Source organism: Pseudomonas sp. A1230 (genome assembly GCF_044218825.1).
Classification (GTDB): domain Bacteria; phylum Pseudomonadota; class Gammaproteobacteria; order Pseudomonadales; family Pseudomonadaceae; genus Aquipseudomonas; species Aquipseudomonas iridis.
This window is the reverse complement of sequence record NZ_CP162582.1, coordinates 2,405,838-2,424,887: the sequence shown is the minus strand read 5'-3', so window position 1 is coordinate 2,424,887 and position 19,050 is coordinate 2,405,838. Positions and strand designations below refer to the sequence as shown.

19 protein-coding genes and 1 pseudogene are annotated in these 19,050 nt (G+C 58.7%); 16 read left to right on the top strand and 4 right to left on the bottom strand.

Features of this window, described 5'->3' with window-relative positions; translation table 11 throughout:
• Window positions 1-147 precede the first annotated feature (147 nt).
• Together AB4P97_RS11380 and gspH are read right to left on the bottom strand one after the other, a co-directional pair.
• Window positions 148-756: a prepilin-type N-terminal cleavage/methylation domain-containing protein gene (locus AB4P97_RS11380; RefSeq protein WP_395602670.1), complete on the bottom strand. Its 609-nt coding sequence runs from the start codon at window positions 754-756 to the stop codon at window positions 148-150.
• Window positions 753-1,205 (bottom strand): type II secretion system minor pseudopilin GspH, encoded by a 453-nt coding sequence (gene gspH / locus AB4P97_RS11375; protein WP_115147046.1) that lies wholly within the window; start codon window positions 1,203-1,205, stop codon window positions 753-755. Before gspH ends, AB4P97_RS11380 begins: the two co-directional genes overlap by 4 nt.
• Window positions 1,206-1,325: 120 nt before the next feature.
• Between gspH and AB4P97_RS11370 the strand changes: the two genes are divergently transcribed.
• The 5 genes from AB4P97_RS11370 to AB4P97_RS11350 all read left to right on the top strand — a co-directional run bounded on the left by AB4P97_RS11370 (window position 1,326) and on the right by AB4P97_RS11350 (window position 6,494).
• A complete protein-coding gene (locus tag AB4P97_RS11370; RefSeq protein ID WP_395602669.1) occupies window positions 1,326-1,757 on the top strand; it encodes a type II secretion system protein N in 432 nt (143 codons plus the stop codon).
• Between the two features lie 451 nt (window positions 1,758-2,208).
• Complete coding sequence (locus tag AB4P97_RS11365) at window positions 2,209-3,132, top strand: TIR domain-containing protein (protein ID WP_395602668.1); 924 nt, start codon at window positions 2,209-2,211, stop codon at window positions 3,130-3,132.
• 69 nt (window positions 3,133-3,201) lie between these two features.
• The gene (locus AB4P97_RS11360; RefSeq protein WP_395602667.1) at window positions 3,202-4,752 is read left to right on the top strand and encodes a transcriptional regulator; all 1,551 of its coding nucleotides are present in this window, start codon (window positions 3,202-3,204) and stop codon (window positions 4,750-4,752) included.
• Entirely contained in the window at window positions 4,749-5,528 is a 780-nt protein-coding gene (locus AB4P97_RS11355) for an E2 domain-associated cysteine-rich protein (RefSeq protein WP_395602666.1), read from the top strand. The genes AB4P97_RS11360 and AB4P97_RS11355 overlap by 4 nt, the downstream gene beginning before the upstream one ends.
• Before the next feature lie 606 nt (window positions 5,529-6,134).
• Window positions 6,135-6,494, top strand: coding sequence for a DUF6124 family protein (locus tag AB4P97_RS11350; protein ID WP_115147042.1), 360 nt, complete (start codon window positions 6,135-6,137; stop codon window positions 6,492-6,494).
• 177 nt (window positions 6,495-6,671) lie between these two features.
• Here AB4P97_RS11350 and AB4P97_RS11345 read toward each other — a convergent pair whose 3' ends face one another.
• On the bottom strand, window positions 6,672-7,613 hold the full coding sequence (locus tag AB4P97_RS11345; RefSeq protein WP_395602665.1) for an aromatic alcohol reductase: 942 nt from the start codon (window positions 7,611-7,613) through the stop codon (window positions 6,672-6,674).
• Between the two features lie 95 nt (window positions 7,614-7,708).
• On the opposite strand from AB4P97_RS11345, the gene AB4P97_RS11340 reads away from it, so the two are divergent.
• Complete coding sequence (locus AB4P97_RS11340) at window positions 7,709-8,167, top strand: winged helix-turn-helix transcriptional regulator (protein ID WP_395602664.1); 459 nt, start codon at window positions 7,709-7,711, stop codon at window positions 8,165-8,167.
• Window positions 8,168-8,170: 3 nt separating this feature from the next.
• Window positions 8,171-8,311: pseudogene (locus AB4P97_RS11335) on the top strand (DUF6124 family protein); the annotation flags it as partial.
• Window positions 8,312-8,579: 268 nt separating this feature from the next.
• On the opposite strand, the gene gspI reads toward AB4P97_RS11335, so the two are convergent.
• A complete protein-coding gene (gene gspI / locus AB4P97_RS11330) occupies window positions 8,580-8,954 on the bottom strand; it encodes a type II secretion system minor pseudopilin GspI (RefSeq protein WP_395602663.1) in 375 nt (124 codons plus the stop codon).
• A gap of 147 nt (window positions 8,955-9,101) precedes the next feature.
• Here gspI and gspG point away from each other — a divergent pair, with 147 nt between their 5' ends.
• The 9 genes from gspG to AB4P97_RS11285 all read left to right on the top strand — a co-directional run bounded on the left by gspG (window position 9,102) and on the right by AB4P97_RS11285 (window position 18,979).
• Window positions 9,102-9,560, top strand: a complete 459-nt coding sequence (gene gspG, locus AB4P97_RS11325) for a type II secretion system major pseudopilin GspG (protein ID WP_042559465.1) — start codon at window positions 9,102-9,104, stop codon at window positions 9,558-9,560.
• A gap of 8 nt (window positions 9,561-9,568) precedes the next feature.
• Window positions 9,569-10,525 carry a type II secretion system minor pseudopilin GspK gene (gene gspK / locus AB4P97_RS11320; protein WP_395602662.1) on the top strand — a complete coding sequence of 319 codons (957 nt, stop codon included), beginning with the start codon at window positions 9,569-9,571 and terminating at the stop codon, window positions 10,523-10,525.
• The gene (gene gspL / locus AB4P97_RS11315) at window positions 10,522-11,700 is read left to right on the top strand and encodes a type II secretion system protein GspL (protein ID WP_395602661.1); all 1,179 of its coding nucleotides are present in this window, start codon (window positions 10,522-10,524) and stop codon (window positions 11,698-11,700) included. The genes gspK and gspL overlap by 4 nt, the downstream gene beginning before the upstream one ends.
• Window positions 11,693-12,241 (top strand): type II secretion system protein GspM, encoded by a 549-nt coding sequence (gene gspM / locus AB4P97_RS11310; protein ID WP_395602660.1) that lies wholly within the window; start codon window positions 11,693-11,695, stop codon window positions 12,239-12,241. The genes gspL and gspM overlap by 8 nt, the downstream gene beginning before the upstream one ends.
• The gene (gene gspD, locus AB4P97_RS11305; RefSeq protein ID WP_395602659.1) at window positions 12,238-14,592 is read left to right on the top strand and encodes a type II secretion system secretin GspD; all 2,355 of its coding nucleotides are present in this window, start codon (window positions 12,238-12,240) and stop codon (window positions 14,590-14,592) included. The genes gspM and gspD overlap by 4 nt, the downstream gene beginning before the upstream one ends.
• Window positions 14,589-14,756: a hypothetical protein gene (locus tag AB4P97_RS11300; RefSeq protein ID WP_232392237.1), complete on the top strand. Its 168-nt coding sequence runs from the start codon at window positions 14,589-14,591 to the stop codon at window positions 14,754-14,756. Before gspD ends, AB4P97_RS11300 begins: the two co-directional genes overlap by 4 nt.
• Window positions 14,753-16,159 (top strand): type II secretion system ATPase GspE, encoded by a 1,407-nt coding sequence (gspE, locus tag AB4P97_RS11295; RefSeq protein WP_273875515.1) that lies wholly within the window; start codon window positions 14,753-14,755, stop codon window positions 16,157-16,159. Before AB4P97_RS11300 ends, gspE begins: the two co-directional genes overlap by 4 nt.
• Window positions 16,159-17,370 (top strand): type II secretion system inner membrane protein GspF, encoded by a 1,212-nt coding sequence (gspF, locus tag AB4P97_RS11290; RefSeq protein ID WP_047301596.1) that lies wholly within the window; start codon window positions 16,159-16,161, stop codon window positions 17,368-17,370. The genes gspE and gspF overlap by 1 nt, the downstream gene beginning before the upstream one ends.
• Window positions 17,371-17,869: 499 nt before the next feature.
• Window positions 17,870-18,979: a substrate-binding domain-containing protein gene (locus AB4P97_RS11285; protein WP_395602658.1), complete on the top strand. Its 1,110-nt coding sequence runs from the start codon at window positions 17,870-17,872 to the stop codon at window positions 18,977-18,979.
• Window positions 18,980-19,050: the final 71 nt, after the last annotated feature.

Below are 19,050 nucleotides of genomic sequence, written 5' to 3'. Positions count from 1 at the left end.
GCAGGTGCACCCGATCCCAATGTAGGAGCTGCCGAAGGCTGCGATCTTTTGATCTTGCTTCTGAAAAACAAAATCAAAAGATTGCAGCCTTCGGCAGCTCCAGGGATCTCCGGCGGTAACGGGGATAATCTGCAGAGCAGGCGCGTGTCAGTCCAACGGCCCAATCACCTGCCGATATTTCTCCACCCCCTGCGGCGTCTGCCGAGTCAACCGAATCTCCAACCCCGCCGGATCCTCCCGCCGATTACCACTCAACTGCCGCCAACCCTTATCCACCTCCCAAACCCGCACCTGCGCATCGCTAACGTCGTTCAACACCGCAACCCCATTCCCAGGCGCCGGCAACGGATACCGACTCCGCGCCTCAGCCACCGCCCGATACAACGTGCCGCCCTTAACCCACCAGCGAATCCGCTGCAAAGCCCCCGGCTGATCAGCCGCCGTACGAATGATGTCGAGCCGAAACCCCGTACTGTCACTGCTACGCACGGTGAGGGCAGGGGGCGCGCTTGGCGGCTCATCATCCACGCCGACCTTCTTCGGCTCGGTCAACTCAATCCCCGCGCGCATCTCCACATCCCGCTGCAACTGATTCAGCGCCCGCAACAGGCTGTCACTCTGCTCACTGCTGGCCTGCAAATGACTGTCCGCCCGCGTCACACTGTCCAGCCCCCGCCAGGCAATCAGACTCACCACCGCCATCAGCAAAATCGCGACCATCACCTCAATCAGGGTAAAACCTTGTTGGTTTCTCATTGCACACTGATCCGGCCGGCGCCGTCGCGCAGCACGCTGAGGCGATTGAAACCGTCGGACAAAGTCAGTTGCAGCGGCGGATTGATCCACTCGGCGTTGAGCACGACTTTCTGTCTGGGCTCCACGCGCACTTCCAGTTTCGGGCTCTGCCACTGCCGTGGGCGCAATTGCGGGTCCTGCGCGAAATGATCAAACCCCTTGCCACTGTCACTGCGCCGACTAAACCGAAACCCCTTGGCATCACTCACCCACACAATCGGCCGACCATCCGCGCGGGCCTCGGCCTGTGCCACTTGCAGCAACTGCGCCACACGCTCGGCATCCTTGCGCAGCAACTGCAACGGATCGGGCTTGATACTCAGGCTGATCGCCGCACTGGCGATACCGATGATCACCAGCACCACCATCAACTCGATCAGCGTAAAACCCTGTTGCTTGACCACGTTCATCGATTGCGCGCTCCTTTGCGTCGGAAGTCATCGTGCACGGCCAACATGTAAGGCGTGTGAAATAAAACGGAGAGAATTGCCGCGTAGGCTGGCAGCAGGGATAAAAAGGAGATTCAACCCATGACCTTCACCGCACGCTTTTCCCCGCCCCAAATGGTCCAGGCACTCGCGCTGCTCGCCGCGCTGGTCGGCGTGGCGATATGGTCGTCGCTGCTGCTGACCTCCGCCGAATCCCACACCCCGGCAGCGGCCCCGCAATTGCTGGCGGCGCGCAGTGATAGCCCGGCGTTGCAGTGGTTTTCCAGTCAAACCGCGCCGGTGGATATCAAGGTGAGCGGGGTGATGGCGGGGAGTCGGGGGGCGGTGGCGATACTGAGTTTGAATGATGGGCCGCCGCGTAGTTTTTTGCAGGGGGAAAAGGTTGGGCCTGGGGTGAAGTTGGTGGCGGTGGAAGGGGATGGAGTGGTGATTGAGCAGGGTGGGGAGAGGGTAAGGTTGGGGGTGGAGAGGTTGGTGGAGGGGGTGGAGATGCCGAGGTTGGTGAGGCCTTGAATTGAAGAGGAAGTCTTCATTTTTTTGCGTCTCAGTCGGGTCGTGCCTGCTGGGGTGTCGGTTCTGGTGCTTTCGCACAAAAAGAGAGCGGAAAAGGAATTTTGTAGTTCAGCCCAATTAATGAGATTACGCCCATCTCAAACTATCCGGAACCGCTGAAACCTATATATGTGTTGGTAGGTTCCTCTTGAAGACGATGCCGCCAAGGAGCGGCTCCTCTTAAAATCTCAGCAATCTATTACCCTTTTTGCGTCACTGAAAAAGTGACTGAAACTCTGTCGTGCGAGCTTTTGGCTCGATAGCAGCGTAAGCCAATGCACGGCAGATAGTCATATAATTGGCGCCATATTTTAATTTAGACATTTTTTTGACTTGTCCTCTTGAAAGGCCATTTGCCATCCCCATATATATTTTGTGGTGATGCAGTGCTAACTTTTATAAGGATAAAAAGATGACAGCTCCTCAAATGATTGACCGCTTCAAGGGGGCGGATGGTCGCGCCCTGCTGGTAGAAGTGCTTCAGGAACAACGATTAATTTTGGGTAAAGAGGATCTAGCCGCCCGTCTCGCGGAGGTCGGTGAATTGGTCGAGCTTCAAAGCGGTTGTCAGTTCATCACGCAAGGTGATAGCGATACAGAGGTCTACTTCATCCTTACTGGCTCAGTGGAGGTGAGAGTTCATGATCGTGCGATTGCGGTACGTGGGCCGCAGGATCATGTGGGGGAGATGTCCGCACTAGTTCCTACAGCGACACGTTCGGCAACGGTAATCGCTACTGAACCCACACTAGTATTGAAAGTGGCAGCTACTGATTTCAAAAGTGTTGCAGATAATCACCCTTCGGTGTGGCGCCATGTGACCAAACAGCTCGTTGAACGGCTGACTCAGCGTAACCAACATGTGCGCCCCTCTCATGAAGCAGCTCTTGTATTCATCATTTGCTCGACTGAAGCCCTTCCGGTAGCGCGCGAGATTGAAAACCACTTTGCCCACGACAAGTTCTTCGTGAAGATCTGGACAGAGGGTACGTTCAGGGCCTCTCAGTATGCTCTCGAGAGTCTTGAGGATCAGCTTGATGAAAGCGATTTCGCAATCGCGATCGTCACACCTGATGACCTGGTTGTAAGCCGCGACGAGAATCAGTTTGCACCGCGTGACAATGTCATTTTCGAGCTGGGCATGTTCGTAGGCAGGCTCGGTCGCAGTCGTTCCTTCCTTGTCGAGCCTAGGGGCGATGAGGTCCGACTTCCATCGGATCTCAAAGGTATCACCACTATTGGCTACTCAACACGAAAGGTACAGGATCTGAGTTCTCGCCTTGGCCCGGCTTGCAATCAGATGCGTGAAATTTTCAATGAGCTGGGCCCGAAGTGATTTCCAAGGACCTTACTTACACCGCTTGCATTGAGGGGCGCCCGATGCGTCCCCGTTCGGGAGAGGATTATGAGCAAAAACTGGAATCATGATCGGGCGCTTCAGCACATCAACAAGAAGCTGAACGACGTAGAGAGTGTCACCATCAAGAACTACACCCGCGACATGTCGTTGGAGTCTATCCCAACGAACGTTGCATATCGGGTTGATGGTGTTCACCTTTATGCAGATATCCAAAATTTAACTGACATGCTGAACATTACGGCAGTTGAAGGTACAGACTGCCATAAGCGCACGCTGCGTTTCCTAGATCAGCACTACCGTGCGGTGAAACGTATATTGGACCGTGTTGATGGTCGGCGTGTGGACTTTCACAGTCAGCGGCTGCACGCACTATTCACAAAACCCTATAACAGTGAGGCGAGTGCCGAGCAAAAGCGGGTGCAGCGTGCGGTGGCCACCGCACAACTTATCGTCGATGTATTAGCTGAGACTGGGGACGATGACCAGCAAATTCCGGCAGCGAAGGTGCGCATTGGTATCGATAGCGGCTTGGCTCTGGCTGTCAATAACGGCCGTAATGGTTACCGTGAGCCATTGTTCTTGGGGGATCCAGCGAATCATGCGGCTAAGCTAGCGAGTAACAATTCCACTCGCGGTATCTATCTCACCAATGCTGCTCGAATAGCTATCGACCTTGATGAGAAGGATTTCCCCGAAAAGTCGCCCCTCACCAAAGAGGAAGTGAAAGTTTGCCAAGACGCGGCGAAGCTCGATGTGACTGCGGAGGAAATCATCGAAGAGTGGCGTGAAGATCTGAGTAACAATCCCATCGGTAACTTTCAGTTCTCTCGCCAGACACCGCCGCTTAGTGACATGGATATCTTAGCCCTGACGCCAGGCAACTCTAAGCGTCAGGAGATGATTAGCTTGTACGCTGATATCGACGGCTTCACGTCTTACGTCGCCGATAATATCGACGAAAATGCTGAAGATGTGGTTCGAACGCTGCATGTGCTTCGTGCGGAAATGGAGCGGGTAGTCACCTCTGATTTCAAAGGGCGTCGAGTGCGATTCATTGGCGACTGTATCCAAGCCCTCACCTGCGATGGGACGGCGCAAAATACTGACGAAGAAAAGTCGGTTTCGGATGCGACTCGCCTCGCAGGCGCACTGCGCAGCAGCTTCAATCTTTCCATTGAAAGGCTGAAGGAATCGGATTACGAAACAGGCAGTCTCGGCTTGGCAATTGGTTTTGATTTGGGTCCTATTGCTGTGACTCGCCTGGGCCGCAAGGGTGATCGTGTTCGTTGTGCGATCGGACGAAAAGTTGTGGAATCTGAGAGCCGCCAGTGCGCCTGTAAGGGGGATGAAAGTGCCATCGGCCAAGCCGCATATGACGCGGCTTCTGCGGCGGTGCAGAAGTTGTTCGGTTCTCGAAAAAAGGTAGCCAATCTCAATTATGTGGAGGCTACTGAGGCTTTGGCTGACGACGGAGATGATTCGGCGAAGCAGGCACGCGCTGCTGCATATACTGGAACTCCATCAATCATCAAGTCAGATGAGCGAGTGGTCGAACCATATATGGCCCTTGTTATTGGCGAAAGGGAATCGCGTTGAGTGAGGCTTTAATCTTACTGACACAAATCGCTCCCGATTTCGGGGGCATTTGTGTTCAGTCTCGGGATCAAGTAGGCGACTTGAGCCTGCCTATTCAACTTGTTGATGGGAGGACAATTCCTTACAGCTTAGAACTCCGGGATTATGATGGCGTAGTTTCTGTCCGCGAGAAAATTGCCGAACATCTACCAGCATTTTGTCCCGAGCGGCACATCAATTCTGACGGTACCTTCTGCCTAAGCTATTCACCGGTCCAATCATTGAAGATTGAGGACGTGGATACCGCTCGCGTATGGATGGAGACCGTCTACAAGTTTCTGAAGCTTCAGGAGCGTGCTAGGTTGCAGCGCAAATGGCCTAACGACAAGGCATGGGCACATGGTGGCGCAGCTCGCCATCAGTTACGAGCTCAGGCTGCGGCCAGCGTACTGGGGGATAAAATTGTAAGCGCGCTTTCATCTCATCAGCTTTCGGTCAAACGACGTCATTCAAATGGCCGTGCGGTCTTGGAGTTGATCTATCAGGGGGCTTGTTTATACCGTGTGTGGGAGGCAACAAAAAAGGTCGCCAATCAGAGAAGGCGGTGCTTTTGCAGCAGTTCTGGCAAGCAACGTCTCAAGTCGCTTCGAAAATGTGCTAATCACGGTGCGCAAGCAGCCGAGTTGGTGTTTGCGTTACAAGATTGGGAGCGAGAAGAAAAACACTACTGGGAAATCATGCTTGGAAAGGATTGCTGTCAGACTTGCGATGCCTGTCCGCTTGCTAAGACTGGTTAAAAAATCAAACGGGGGCTTTTATAAAATCTGAATAATACATCTGCATTCTTTGAATACTGTCCCGGAGTAGGAATGGAGTTATTTAAAGATCATCAGATCTATTGCCCAATCGTTTCTACCTCCGATGCCGTGAGAATGAAAAAGCTTTTTATCGCAGTGATCCTCGCTGTTGTCTCGCAACCTCGGCCATTTTCTTTCGTCTGTTGAGGCGGGGACGGATATGTCGTGGGGTCCGAGCCGGAATGAGGTCCAGATAAACGCCAACGTTTAAAAAGACATCTCCAGTCACTCTCTCAGGCTACATATCCTTGCGCCTTTGCCTACAGCTACGCCAGAATCCGCCGGCTTGTGCGCCTTGGGGGCGGGTTCTATTGTGGTTCGGTCGCTGACGAATCAGCGATCGGGTTTCGCAGCCCGGATCAATCAAGGCGCACAGCGCTCCGAAACGTTGCCACTTTTGGCAACGGTGCTTTATGGCGGCTGTGCGCGGGATACCTTAGGGTATGCCGGGTTCCTTGATTCCCGGTCTGCGAACCTGCGTACAGCTGCCACCTCTCTTCGTTTCGCAGCGAAATGTGGCGGCTCCAACAATCAAGGAGCTTCACCATGATCAAACCAACACCCAACCCCCCCGAAACCGATCCGGTTTCCCCCTACGAATCCCTCGACTCAAAAAAACTCCACGAAGCCGCCGACCGCGCCCTCGACCATTACCTCTGCCCACCCGGTTCCACGCCGCCTCCACGTAAAACCCGTGGAATGTATGCCGTCACCGCAGACAACAAAAACGAAGAACTGCTGATTGATGCCAGTGAAACACTCGCTTCGGCGCAAACCATCGCGCAGAACGTCGCCAGTCTGTTGCCGGCGTCGCAGCGTCGGGCGTTGTTGGGGATTGCGCAGTTGATCATGCTCGGGGAGTTGGCGGTGAATCGGGCGCTGGATAATTTGCAGTTGCCGGAGTGATGGGGGTGTCGGGATCACCCGGTGATTGATTGGGTGTTCATTCTGGCGCTTTCGCGAGCAGGCTCGCTCCCACCTTTGGGCGTGTTTCAAGGTGGGAGTGCGCTGGCTCTTCAGCCGCGATGAATACCGAGACGATGTACGCGTTTCTGTACCTGCGAGCGGCGGGCTTTCTTTGCGTCAGTCGACTGCCAGGTTGTCCCGAGCCCACTGTTCCGCCGTAGTGACCTGAATCGACTGCTGTTCGTTGAACGTCCCCGCTTTAGGCCACGACACGCCTCTGCCTTGGGCAAATACGGCGCGGTATTTTTTGATGTGGTGAGTGGGGTCTTTTTCCAGTTCCTGCATCAGGTACGGCACCGTCCAGACGTTACGCGTGAACGGACGTCCCAGCACACGTTCAAGCAGGCTCGCCACCTGCCCATACGTCACCGTGTCGCCAGACAGGTACACGATCTCATTGCGAAAGCGCGGTTCGAAGAAAACGATTTCTGCTGTCAGCTTGCCGATGTCCTCCGGTGTCGTGAGCGTCACGCTGGTTTCGAGGCTGCCCAAGGCGTTGACGGTGTCGTTCTCAAAATCGACGACTTCAAATACCGGCTCGAACAGAAAACTGGTGAACATGCCGGTCGAGATGATCACCCATTCGGTTTTGTCCTGGGCGCGGAGCAACTCGCGCACGTCGAGTTGCGCATCGAACAAATCCTGCGGGCTGCCCCGGCCAATCACTTCGAAATCGACGCCAAACTGCCAGGGGAAGTAGCGCTTCACGCCGGACCTGAGCGCGGCTGTCGCCAGTTTCATCGGCGTTTCCCGACCTGCGACCATGCCTGCGCAGCCTATGACGGTGTCGAATGCTGCGAACACTTCGGCCAGTTGATCGATGGAATCGTTAACCAGGTCTGCGGCGACCAGCTGAATGCCCAGGCTGCGCAGTTCATCGATTTCGCGCTTTTTCTCAGGGATTTGCGTGTTGATGGTCGAATCCCTGAGCAGGACGCTGATGGTGCTGCCGGGCGAGTGCTTTGCTACCCGCGCAAGATTGCGCAAAACCGGCAGGCCGAGTTCGCCGGCGCCAAGTACGAGAATGGATTGTGGGGAAGGGTGGGTCGATTCGGTCATGGTGTCTCCTGAATCCGTCGTCTGTATGATTTGGTGATGCTGGCACGATTGGGCAGCGCTCAGAAGAAGGCACACGCGTGATACCAGGGGGACAAATGACCGATGAAGAAACCCTTAGCCAGGCAGAAGCGATCTGCCAGACGCTAAGACGAGACGATGATGGCGTGCGGCGCGAAGTCCTGGCTCACGCCGGTAGCCGCTGGTCACTGGGGATTCTGCATGCTCTCGGTGTGTACGGCACGATGCGTCATGCCGAGATCAAACGGCAGATGACGGGCGTGACTCAGCGCATGTTGACCAAAACGCTCCGTGCGCTGGAACGCGATGGTCTGCTGATACGGCGGGAGTTGGATCAAGTGCCGCCCCATGTCGAGTACGAGTTGACGCCTTTGGGTATGGAGCTATTGGTCCGTATGTCGCCCATTTGGACGTGGGTGGTGGAGCACGTCGAGGATTTTCGCGAGGCGCGTCGTGCGTTTGATAACCAGAGTGGGAAAAAGCCTTCGTGGCAGGTTCCGGTGGTGGGGCTGGGCGATTCAGAAGGGATCGATTGAATAGTTGGTTCGGTTTGGACCATCGCGCAGGACTTCGCGAGTAGGGTGTCGGTGTTGCGGTGTCGGGCGTTGTTGGGGATTGCGCAGTTGATCATGCTCGGGGAGCTGGCGGTGAATCGGGCGTTGGATAATTTGCAATTGCCGGGGGGATGCGCGTATCGGTATCACCTGGTGATTGATTGGGTGTCCGTCCTGGCGCCTTCGCGGGCAAGCCCGCTCCCACAGGGTTTTGGGTTGGTCAGGGATGTTGTGTCTGGCTGTGAAATCTTTGGGAGCTGGGCTGGCAGTGATGGTGATGGCATATGTGCTGCTTCTGCTGCCTGAGATATCTGTGTAGGAGCTGCCGAAGGCTGCGATCTTTTGATTTTGATCCTGAAAAACAAGATCAAAAGATCGCAGCCTGCGGCAGTTCCTACAGGGGGTGGGCGAGTAGGGTTTCGAGTTTTGCCAGTGGTGGCGCGTCCTGGTTGCGGTCGAATACTTGAATCCCGACCTTGAGCAACCGCCCATTCTGCGCCGCACCAATCACCTGCTCACACCGCAGCAACAGCCGCCCCTGATCACATTCAACAGCCTTCATCCCAACCGGTAACCGACCTTCCAGCCGCAACTCAGCCATCCGACTCTGCCCCGCAATCAGCGCAATCGATCGATCCCGCAACACCCCATTGCTCTGCGTCATCAACCCCGCCACGCGCACAGCCGCCGACATCGCCACGGCAATAATCGCCAGCGCCACCAGCACTTCAATCAGGGTAAATCCGCTTTCTCGGGAAGGCGCACGCATGGAGGGCTCAAAGCGAAAACACAGCCCTCGACGCTAACCCCCGTCCTTGACGGCTTGACGACGAAAACTCCCGAGGATTTTCAACATCCCTGACATATCTTCTTGCAACACTGCGCGTCGAATCGAATCAAGCCAAGGAATGTCGAGATGGATATCGCACAGTTCAAACCGCTTAAGCAGTCGCCGCGTATGCCCCGTGGCCAGCAGGGTTTCACCCTGATCGAGATCATGGTGGTTGTGGTGATTCTCGGGATTCTCGCGGCGATGGTGGTGCCTAAAGTGCTTGATCGTCCGGATCAGGCGCGGGCGACGGCGGCGAAGCAGGATATTGGCGGTTTGATGCAGGCCTTGAAGTTGTATCGCCTCGATCACGGCACTTACCCGAGCATGAATCAGGGTTTGAAAGTGCTGGTGGAGCGTCCTGCGGATGCGAAGAACAGTAACTGGCGTTCGTACCTTGAGCGCTTGCCCAACGATCCGTGGGGCCGTCCGTATCAGTACCTCAATCCCGGCGCCAACGGTGAAATCGACATCTTCTCGCTTGGTGCCGACGGGCAGCCTGACGGCGACGGCGTGAATGCCGACATTGGTTCCTGGCAGCTGTAAGGCCGGCCATGAACAGACATTCGCCGGATCTGGCGAAGCAACAAGGCATGGCGATTATCAGTGCGTTGCTGATTGCTGCCGTGGTGGCGGTGATTGCTGCCGGCATGTTGACCCGCCAAAGCGTTGCGACCCGTGCGCTGGAGGCCGATCAGCATCGCGTGCAGGGGCGCTGGGTGGTGCAGGGTGGTTTGGAGATCAGCCGCCAGTTGTTGTGGGACGCTCGCCAGCGCGATCCGTTGACCCGGCTCGATCAGCCGTGGGCGCAACGGCTTGTCGCGCAGGGTTTTGAGGGGCGGCTGGAGGACGAGCAGGGCAAGTTCAACCTGCGCAATCTGGTGGCCAACGAGCGTGTTGATGAGGCGCAGATTCAGGCGTTTGAGCGCTTGTGCGAATTGATCGGGATCAGCGCCGGTTTGAGTCAGCGCATCAGTCAGCGCGTGATCGCGTCCTACCCGCAACTGTTGAATCCGCAGATCGCCAACAACACGAACAACTTCGACAGTGGTCGCGCCACATCACCCAACGCTTCGCGAAAGCCTGAGAATCCGAAACTGCCGATGCTGCGCAACCTCGAAGACTTGCGCAGCGTCGAGGGAGTTAACGACGCCGTCATCAGCAAGCTTGCACCATACGTTACGGTGATTCCCGCGACGACCTGGATCAACGGCAACACCGCCACCGCGCCGGTGTTGGCCGCGTATGTGCCGGGCTTGTCGCTGGAGCGGGCGCAGGCGTTGATCAATGAGCGAGACGCCGGGCGCTGGTTCATCAACCGGGGCGATTTCGTCAACCGTTTGCGCATGCCGAGTCTGGAACTCACCAGCGTCAAGGTCGGCATCACCAGCGACTGGTTTCGACTGCGCGGTGAAGCGCGTCGCGAGCAGCGGCGGGTCAGTCTGGATGCGTTGCTGCATCGCAGCCAGGATCGTCTGCCGCAGGTGATTTGGTCGCGGGTGGGTGCATGAATCAGCTGAGAATTGCCCTGCCGCCCTTGGCGGATCTTGACCTCGACAGTGAATTGAACTGCGCCTGGCTGGATCGTCAGGGCCTGGTCAGCCGCGAAGAGCGCCATAGCCTGAAGCAGTTGAGTCAGATGCCGAAACAGCCACCACTGATGGGTTTTCTGCACCCGGCGGACAGCCTGTTGGCGAGTATCGATTTACCGCCGTTGCCGGCCAACAAGACCGCCGCAGCGGTGCAATGTGCGGCGCAAGCCTTGATGCTCGGCGCCAGCAGCGAGATGCACATTGCCCACAGTCCGCGTGACGCAGCGGGGCGGGTGCAGATCGCGTGGGTGCCGCGGCAGTCCTTGCAGCGACTCGGCCAGATGCTCAAGCAAACCGGTTTGAACCTGCGCGGCCTGTACCCGGCGGCCTACAGCTTACCGGTGCTGCCGGGCACGGTCGCTTGCGTGCAGGACGGTCACTTGCTGCTGCGCGAAAGTCTGCAGACGGCGCAGGTACAACCGCTGTTCGATGAAGGCGTCGACCACACGTTGTGGCAACCGGGCGCGCAGTTGCACTGGATCGGCGACGCCGCGCCGCCCGGTGCTGACTTGCCGATGGCCGAGGCGCAGCGCTGGACCGGGCCGTTGCCAGGCTGGGGTCTGCACGGTGCGCTGCAACAACAAGGCACTGAACATCGCGGCTGGGGCCGGGCGATCGGGTTTTCGGCGTTGGCCGTGGCGGTGTGGGTGGTTGGGCTCAACCTCTATGCGGCGCGCGAAGCCAGTCAGGGGCAGCAGCTCAAAAGCCAAATGAATCAGCGCGTGAAGCAGGCGTTTCCCGAGTTGCCGGTGATCCTCAATCCGCTGCAACAGGCCCGCCAGCAATTGGCGGCGCGGCACAAAGGCGCAGCGGACGATCCCTCGCAAAATTTCAATCGACTGGTGCTGCAGGCCGCGACGGGCATCCCGTTCATGGCTGGCAGCGTCGAGCGTCTGACGTTTGTCGACGGGACGCTGCAACTCGGTCTGATCGCAGACGCGCGTCGAACCGGCAACGACAAGGACTGGCAAACCACACTGGCGCAGGCCGGCATCAGCGTGACTGCCGATGACGACGGCTGGACATTGCGCCCGGCCAGCGAAGCGACCACTGACGAAAGCGCAGACAACAGCAGCGAGGCAGAAGATGAATAAGGCATCGCTGGCGATTTACCGCGCACGCTGGCAGCGCTTCAACAGTCAGTTGCAGGCACGTTGGCAGCCGTTGGCGTTGCGCGAAAAACGCATGGTCGGCGGTATGGCAATTGCGGTGATCGGTCTGCTGGTCTGGGTCGCGCTGATCCAGCCACCGCTGAAGAAAATCACTTATTGGCAAAGCGAAACGCCGAAGTTGCGCGCTCAGACGCAAGCGCTGGAGCTGGTGCTGCGCGACGTCAGCGTGCGCCCGGACGGTCAAAGTCTCGGCCAGTCGCTGGAGCAATCCCTGCAAGCGAGCGGTCTGGCCGGACATTATCAATTACAGGTGGCGGATGCCGGTTCATGGCAGTTGACCTTCGACGTCGCGCCGGCCGACGCGGTGCTCGACTGGCTGCTGAGCCATCCGGCACAACTTTCTCTGCAAGTGGTCGAGGCCCGTTTGCAACGCGCAGACGCGGCCACGACTGAAGTCACTGCCGGCACTTTGTCAGGCACCGTTCGCATGGATCAGGCGCTTGGCGCTAAGGAAGCTTCATGATGGGGTCAGGATCCAAACCGACGCGCATGGCGTTGCCGCTGCTGCTGATGGCATTGAGCGCGTGCAGCAACACGTCCACGCTGAAAGATCAGCCACCGTTGCTGGTCGACAGCGAACTCGGCCGGCCGCTGGCCAACACTCAGCGCAGTGGCGATGCGGTGCTCGACCGCGAACGCATGCAGGCGCAAGCCAGGCCTGCGCCGAAGCAGTTGCATAACATTACCGAGCGCAGCCGTGGCGGCGGTGCTGCACGCGGCACTGCGTTGCCGAGCAATCCACTGGGCGATCAACCGGTGACGCTGAATTTCGTCGAGGCGGATATTCAAGCGGTGGTGCGCGCATTGTCGCGTTCGACTGGGCAGCAATTTCTGGTCGATCCGCGGGTCAAGGGCAACTTGACGCTGGTCTCGGAAGGTCAGGTGCCGGCGCGTCAGGCGTACGACATGTTGCTGTCGGCGTTGCGCATGCAGGGCTTTGCCGTGGTCGATGTGGGCGGTGTTGCGCAAGTGGTTCCGGAGGCCGATGCGAAGCTGCTTGGCGGGCCGATCTACAGCGCCGACAAACCCGTGGGCAACGGCATGCTCACCCGCACCTTTCGCCTGCAATACGAGAACGCGGTGAACCTGATTCCGGTGCTGCGCCCGATTGTGTCGCCGAACAATCCGATCAACGCTTACCCCGGCAACAACACCATCGTCGTCACCGATTACGCCGAGAACCTGACCCGTGTCGCACAGTTGATCGCCGGCATCGATACGCCGAGCGCCATCGACACCGATGTGGTGCAGATCGAGAACGGCATCGCCGCCGACATCGCGCCGATGGTTGCGGACCTGCTCGACGCGCCGGGCAATGACCCAACGCAGAAAATCGCGGTGATTGGCGATCCGCGTTCCAACACCATCATCATCCGCGCCGGCAGCCCGGAGCGCACCGAGCTGGCGCGTAACCTGATCTACAAACTCGACAACGCGCAGAGCAATCCGAGCAACCTGCACGTGGTGTATCTGCGCAACGCCCAAGCGGCAAAACTGGCCCAGGCACTGCGCGGTTTGCTCACCGGAGAAAGCGACAGCGGCACCAGCGACAGTGCGCGTTCGGTGCTCAGTGCCATGGGCAGCAATAGCGGCAGTTCCGGCGGGCAAAACGGCCAGAGCAGCACGCAAACCAGCGGCACCACGTCGACCACTTCAACGGGCAGCACTGGCGGCAGTTACGCGCAGGGCAGTGGCGGTACCAGTGGCAATGGCGGTGCGCAGGTCAGCGAGCAGAACGTCGCTTTCAGCGCTGGCGGCGTGACGATCCAGGCGGATGCGACTACCAACACCTTGCTGATTTCCGCGCCGGAGCCGTTGTATCGCAGCCTGCGTGAAGTCATCGACCTGCTCGACCAGCGCCGTGCGCAAGTGGTGATCGAAAGCCTGATCGTCGAAGTCGGCGAGGACGACGCCAGCGAATTCGGCGTGCAATGGCAGACCGGCGATCTGGGCGGTAAAGGCGTGATTGGCGGGGCGAACCTGGGCGGCTCGGGGATCAACCTCAGCGGCAAGACCAGTCTCGACGTGCTTCCGCAAGGTTTGAACCTCGGCTACGTCAACGGCACCGTGGACATCCCCGGCATCGGCAAGATTCTTGATCTGAAAGTGTTGGCCCGCGCCTTGAAGAGCAAGGGCGGCACCAACGTGCTATCGACGCCGAATCTACTGACCCTGGACAACGAAGCCGCGAGCATCTTTGTCGGCCAGACCATTCCGTTTGTCAGCGGCAGTTACGTTACCGGGGGCGGGGGTACCAGCAACAACCCGTTCCAGACCGTAACCCGTGAAGAGGTGGGGCTGAAGCTCAACGTGCGCCCGCAAATTTCCGAGGGCGGCACGGTCAAGCTCGACATTTATCAGGAAGTCAGCAGCATCGACGAACGCGCCTCCAACAGCCCGACATCGACGGGCATCGTCACCAACAAGCGTGCAATCGACACCAGTATTTTGCTCGACGACGGCCAGATCATGGTGCTTGGCGGCTTGCTGCAGGACGGCTACAGCCAGAGCAATGAAGCCGTGCCTTGGCTGTCGACCATCCCCGGACTCGGCGCGTTGTTTCGCAACGAGCGCCGGGCGATCACCAAGACCAACCTGATGGTGTTCCTGCGCCCGTACATCATCCGCGACAGCGAAGCGGGGCGCAGCATCACCCTCAATCGTTACGATTTCATGCGCCGCGCGCAGGGCGGTTTGCAGCCGGAGCGCAGTTGGGCAATGCCGGACATGCAGGCGCCGCAATTGCCCGCAACTGCGCAAGGCGTGCCGGCCCCAGGTCCGAGGGCAACCATTAAAGCGGTGCCCCTGCAATGAAAACACTATCCCCTGTAGGAGCTGCCGAAGGCTGCGATCTTTTGATCCTGCTCTTTGGCAGCATTGAAAAAATCAAGATCAAAAGATCGCAGCCTGCGGCAGCTCCTACAGGGGATCGTATTGCCACGGGGGAGATCATTCGCGTTGGGGAGGGTGGGCGATGAGTGCTTTGCCCTACGCCTGGGCCAAGGCTCAGCGCATTTTGTTGCGCGACGGGGTGCTGACGGTGTGTCCATCGACGCCGGGCTGGTCGATCAGTGAAGCGCGGCGGCAGTTTGGCGCGACCACGATACAGCGCGTGCGCGATGACGAACTCGATGGCTTGCTCGCCGCTGCCTACGCCGATACCGGCAGCGCGGCGGCGGTGGTGGGTGCCGCAGAGAACGAGGTCGATCTCGATCGCCTCATGCAGGACATGCCGGAAATCACTGATCTGCTCGACACCCAGGACGGCGCGCCGGTGATCCGCATGATCAACGCCTTGCTCACACAAGCGGCGCGCGATGAGGCCAGCGACATTCACATCGAGCCGTTCGAAACCCATTCGGTGGTGCGCTATCGCGTCGACGGCACCCTGCGCGACGTGGTCTCGCCGCGCAAGGCGTTGCACGGTGCGCTGGTGTCGCGGATCAAGATCATGGCTCAGCTCGACATCGCCGAAAAACGTCTGCCGCAGGACGGCCGCATCGCTTTGCGCGTTGCGGGACGGCCGATCGATATTCGGGTTTCCACGGTGCCCACCGGCCACGGCGAGCGGGTGGTGATGCGTCTGCTCGACAAGCAGGCCGGGCGTCTGCACCTCGAAACCCTTGGCATGGACGCGCAGGTATTGGCCAGGCTCGATCACCTGATCCGTCAGCCCCACGGCATCGTGCTGGTCACCGGGCCTACCGGCAGCGGCAAAACCACCAGTCTTTATGCGGCGCTGGCGCGGCTGGATGCGAGCACCAGCAACATCCTCACTGTGGAGGACCCGGTGGAATACGATCTGCCGGGCATCAGCCAGATTCAGGTCAATGCCAAGATCGACATGACCTTTGCCCTGGCACTGCGGGCGATTTTGCGGCAAGACCCGGACATCATCATGATTGGCGAAATCCGTGATCTGGAAACCGCACAAATCGCCGTGCAGGCGTCGCTCACCGGTCACCTGGTGCTGGCGACATTGCACACCAACGACGCGGTGTCGGCGGTAAACCGCTTGATCGACATGGGCGTCGAGCCATTTCTGCTGGCGTCTTCAATGCTCGGGGTTTTGGCGCAGCGACTGGTACGACGGCTGTGCAATCAATGCAAGGAAGAAGACCCTACCGCGCCCGGCACTTGGCGCCCGGTCGGTTGCGCGAACTGCAATCAGACCGGTTACAGCGGCCGCACCGGCATCCACGAGTTGTTCTGTATCGACGACGACATCCGCACGCTGATTCACCAAGGGGCAGGGGAGCAGGCCTTGCGTGCGGCGGCCAACAAGGCCGGCATGTTCAGCCTGCGTGAGGACGGTGAACGCTGGATTCGCAGCGGCGCCACCGCGCCTGAAGAAATCTTGCGCGTGACACGGGACGCCTGATGAATCGTTATCGTTTTGAAGCCGCCGATGCCACTGGCAAGATCGAATCGGGGCACCTGGAGGCCGACAGCCAGACTGCCGCGTTCAGCGCATTACGCGCGCGCGGTTTGACTGCGTTGGCAGTGCACAAGGAGAGCAATGTCGCCCAGCATGGCGGCGGTGGATTGTTCAGTGCACGGCTGTCGGATAACGACCTGGCGTGGGCCACGCGGCAACTGTCGAGCCTGCTCGGCGCCAGCCTGCCGCTGGAGGCCGCGTTGAGTGCCACGGTCGAGCAGGCCGAGAAAAAACACATCGCCCACACGCTGAGCGCGGTGCGTGCCGATGTGCGCAGCGGCATGCGTCTGGCCGAATCGTTGGCGTCGCGGCCGCGGGACTTTCCCGAGATCTACCGCGCATTGATCGCGGCGGGCGAGGAGTCCGGGGATCTGGCGCAAGTGATGGAGCGGCTCGCCGATTACATCGAGGAGCGCAACAACCTGCGCGGCAAGATACTCACCGCGTTTATCTACCCCGGCGTGGTCGGGTTGGTGTCGATCGGCATTGTGATTTTCCTGCTCAGTTACGTGGTGCCGCAGGTGGTGAGCGCGTTTTCCCAGGCGCGGCAGGATCTGCCGGGCCTGACGCTGGCGATGCTGACGGCCAGTGATTTCATTCGTGCGTGGGGCTGGTTGTGTGCGGCAGTCATGGCCGGGGCGTTCTGGAGTTGGCGTTTGTATTTGCGCAACCCGGCGGCGCGTTTGAGTTGGCATCATCGGGTGCTGAAGTTGCCGTTGATTGGCCGTTTTATTCTGGGCCTGAATACCGCGCGTTTTGCCTCGACCCTGGCGATTCTCGGCGGCGCGGGCGTGCCGTTATTAAGAGCCTTGGAAGCGGCGCGCCAGACCTTGTCCAACGACCGTTTGAGCCTGAGCGTCAGCGACGCCACGGCCAAGGTGCGCGAGGGCGTCAACCTCGCCGCGGCGCTGCGGGTCGAAAATGTGTTCCCGCCGGTGCTGATTCATTTGATCGCCAGCGGCGAGAAAACCGGCTCGCTGCCACCGATGCTGGAGCGCGCGGCGCAAACCCTGTCCCGAGATATTGAACGCCGGGCGATGGGCATGACGGCGTTGCTTGAGCCGCTGATGATTGTGGTGATGGGTGGGGTGGTGTTGGTGATCGTGATGGCGGTGTTGCTGCCGATCATCGAGATCAATCAGTTGGTTCAGTAGTGGTGTATCTGATGTTTTGATGGTGTCTGGGTTGGCCCCATCGCTGGCAAGCCAGCTCCCACAGGGATTTGTGTTGTTAATGCAATCTGCCCCACAACACTCAAACCTGTGGGAGCGAGCCTGCTCGCGAAAGGGCCAATCCAGCCGACAAATTTCTCAAATAACGTTCACCGGTCTGCCTACCACCCGAGCCCCAACCCCGCCATCCTCGGGTTCTCCTTTCTGTCATCTGCAACGGCCCTTCAACGGCTCCAGCCCGATTGCGCGAAACACTTGATCCAGACACACCTTCGACTTGCGCAAACACCCGAGAAACCTTGACGAAAATCACCGCGCAGCTCCCGAGGTTTTTTCCTTTATCTGTCACCGGAAACTGCGAATTTCTCAGTGCGACTTAACCACGGGCCAGGCTTGCAAAGGTCAGCGGTGAGTCTTTCCAGTGTCATGCAAGCAATCTGAAACCCTGTGTTCACAACCCCCGTTGAAAAGGAGATTCTTCATGTTCAAGCGCACTCTGATCGCAGCCTCACTGACTGTCGCCGCTCTGGCATCCGCCCAGGCCATGGCCGCTAACGTAACCGGTGGTGGCGCGACTCTGCCTGCCGCTCTGTACAAAGGTTCTGCCAATAGCATCCTGCCAGCCAATTTCAGCTACCTGGGCACTGGCAGCGGCACTGGCAAAACCGCTTTCCTGAGCAACAACTCGGCACTGTTCAACACCACCGGTTCGGTACACTTCGCCGGTAGCGACTCGGTGCTCAGCGCTTCGGAAATCAGCACCTACAACGGCGCCTTCGGCGCTTCCTACGGCCCGCTGATCCAACTGCCTTCGGTGGCCACTTCGGTTGCCATCCCTTACAAGAAATCCGGCCAGACCGCTCTGAACCTGACCAGCGCTCAGCTGTGCGACGTGTTCTCGGGCACTAAAACCACGTGGGGCCAATTGCTGGGTTCTGCTGACGCCACGCCGATCCGCGTCGTGTATCGCACCACTTCCAGCGGCACTTCGGAAATCCTCACGCGTCACTTGAATGCGGTTTGCCCAACCAAATTTACCGTCACCACCACATTCGCCAACACCCTGAAGCCAGCCGGTACCCCGCTGCCATTGTCTTTCGTGGGCGTGGCCAACACGGCTGACGTCGCCATTGCCGTGAACGCTGTTGACGGCTCCATCGGTTATGTCGGCCCGGACGGCGTGAATGCCGGCAGCAACGCCGTGGTTTCCCGCGTCAACGGTGTGCAACCGACGCCTGCCAACGTGACTGCCGCGTTGTCTTCGGTTGCTCTGCCACTCGCGCCATCCAACCCTGCCCAGTGGGCTCCGGTGGTCGCCAACCCAGTCAGCGGTTATCCAATCGCTGCCTACACCAACCTTGTCTTCGGCCAGTGCTACAAGGATGCAACCGTGGCCGCTGATATCAAGACCTTCCTGACCAAACACTACAGCGTGCCGGGTAACGCCGTAGCGACCGTGGCTCACGGCTTCAGCGTGGTTCCGACCAACTGGAAAAACGCTGTGACCGCCAACTTCATCACCAACACCGCCGGCAACAACCTGGACATCAACAACGCCAGCATCTGCAACGGTATTGGTCGTCCGCTGTAAGACTTCGCATCTAGTCCGCTGTACGAATGGCAGTCCCTTTTGGGGCTGCCATTTTTTTTGCCGTTTCCAGC

Excerpts from the sequence above, each read along its gene's own strand:
- gspE (WP_273875515.1), top strand. The coding sequence starts at position 14,753 with ATGAGTGCTTTGCCCTACGCCTGGGCCAAGGCTCAGCGCATTTTGTTG.
- gspG (WP_042559465.1), top strand. The coding sequence starts at position 9,102 with ATGGATATCGCACAGTTCAAACCGCTTAAGCAGTCGCCGCGTATGCCC.
- gspI (WP_395602663.1), bottom strand. The coding sequence starts at position 8,954 with ATGCGTGCGCCTTCCCGAGAAAGCGGATTTACCCTGATTGAAGTGCTG.
- AB4P97_RS11285 (WP_395602658.1), top strand. The coding sequence starts at position 17,870 with ATGTTCAAGCGCACTCTGATCGCAGCCTCACTGACTGTCGCCGCTCTG.
- AB4P97_RS11350 (WP_115147042.1), top strand. The coding sequence starts at position 6,135 with ATGATCAAACCAACACCCAACCCCCCCGAAACCGATCCGGTTTCCCCC.
- AB4P97_RS11300 (WP_232392237.1), top strand. The coding sequence starts at position 14,589 with ATGAAAACACTATCCCCTGTAGGAGCTGCCGAAGGCTGCGATCTTTTG.
- AB4P97_RS11365 (WP_395602668.1), top strand. The coding sequence starts at position 2,209 with ATGACAGCTCCTCAAATGATTGACCGCTTCAAGGGGGCGGATGGTCGC.
- gspL (WP_395602661.1), top strand. The coding sequence starts at position 10,522 with ATGAATCAGCTGAGAATTGCCCTGCCGCCCTTGGCGGATCTTGACCTC.
- gspH (WP_115147046.1), bottom strand. The coding sequence starts at position 1,205 with ATGAACGTGGTCAAGCAACAGGGTTTTACGCTGATCGAGTTGATGGTG.
- AB4P97_RS11345 (WP_395602665.1), bottom strand. The coding sequence starts at position 7,613 with ATGACCGAATCGACCCACCCTTCCCCACAATCCATTCTCGTACTTGGC.
- AB4P97_RS11360 (WP_395602667.1), top strand. The coding sequence starts at position 3,202 with ATGAGCAAAAACTGGAATCATGATCGGGCGCTTCAGCACATCAACAAG.
- gspF (WP_047301596.1), top strand. The coding sequence starts at position 16,159 with ATGAATCGTTATCGTTTTGAAGCCGCCGATGCCACTGGCAAGATCGAA.
- gspM (WP_395602660.1), top strand. The coding sequence starts at position 11,693 with ATGAATAAGGCATCGCTGGCGATTTACCGCGCACGCTGGCAGCGCTTC.
- AB4P97_RS11340 (WP_395602664.1), top strand. The coding sequence starts at position 7,709 with ATGACCGATGAAGAAACCCTTAGCCAGGCAGAAGCGATCTGCCAGACG.
- AB4P97_RS11380 (WP_395602670.1), bottom strand. The coding sequence starts at position 756 with ATGAGAAACCAACAAGGTTTTACCCTGATTGAGGTGATGGTCGCGATT.
- AB4P97_RS11370 (WP_395602669.1), top strand. The coding sequence starts at position 1,326 with ATGACCTTCACCGCACGCTTTTCCCCGCCCCAAATGGTCCAGGCACTC.
- gspK (WP_395602662.1), top strand. The coding sequence starts at position 9,569 with ATGAACAGACATTCGCCGGATCTGGCGAAGCAACAAGGCATGGCGATT.
- gspD (WP_395602659.1), top strand. The coding sequence starts at position 12,238 with ATGATGGGGTCAGGATCCAAACCGACGCGCATGGCGTTGCCGCTGCTG.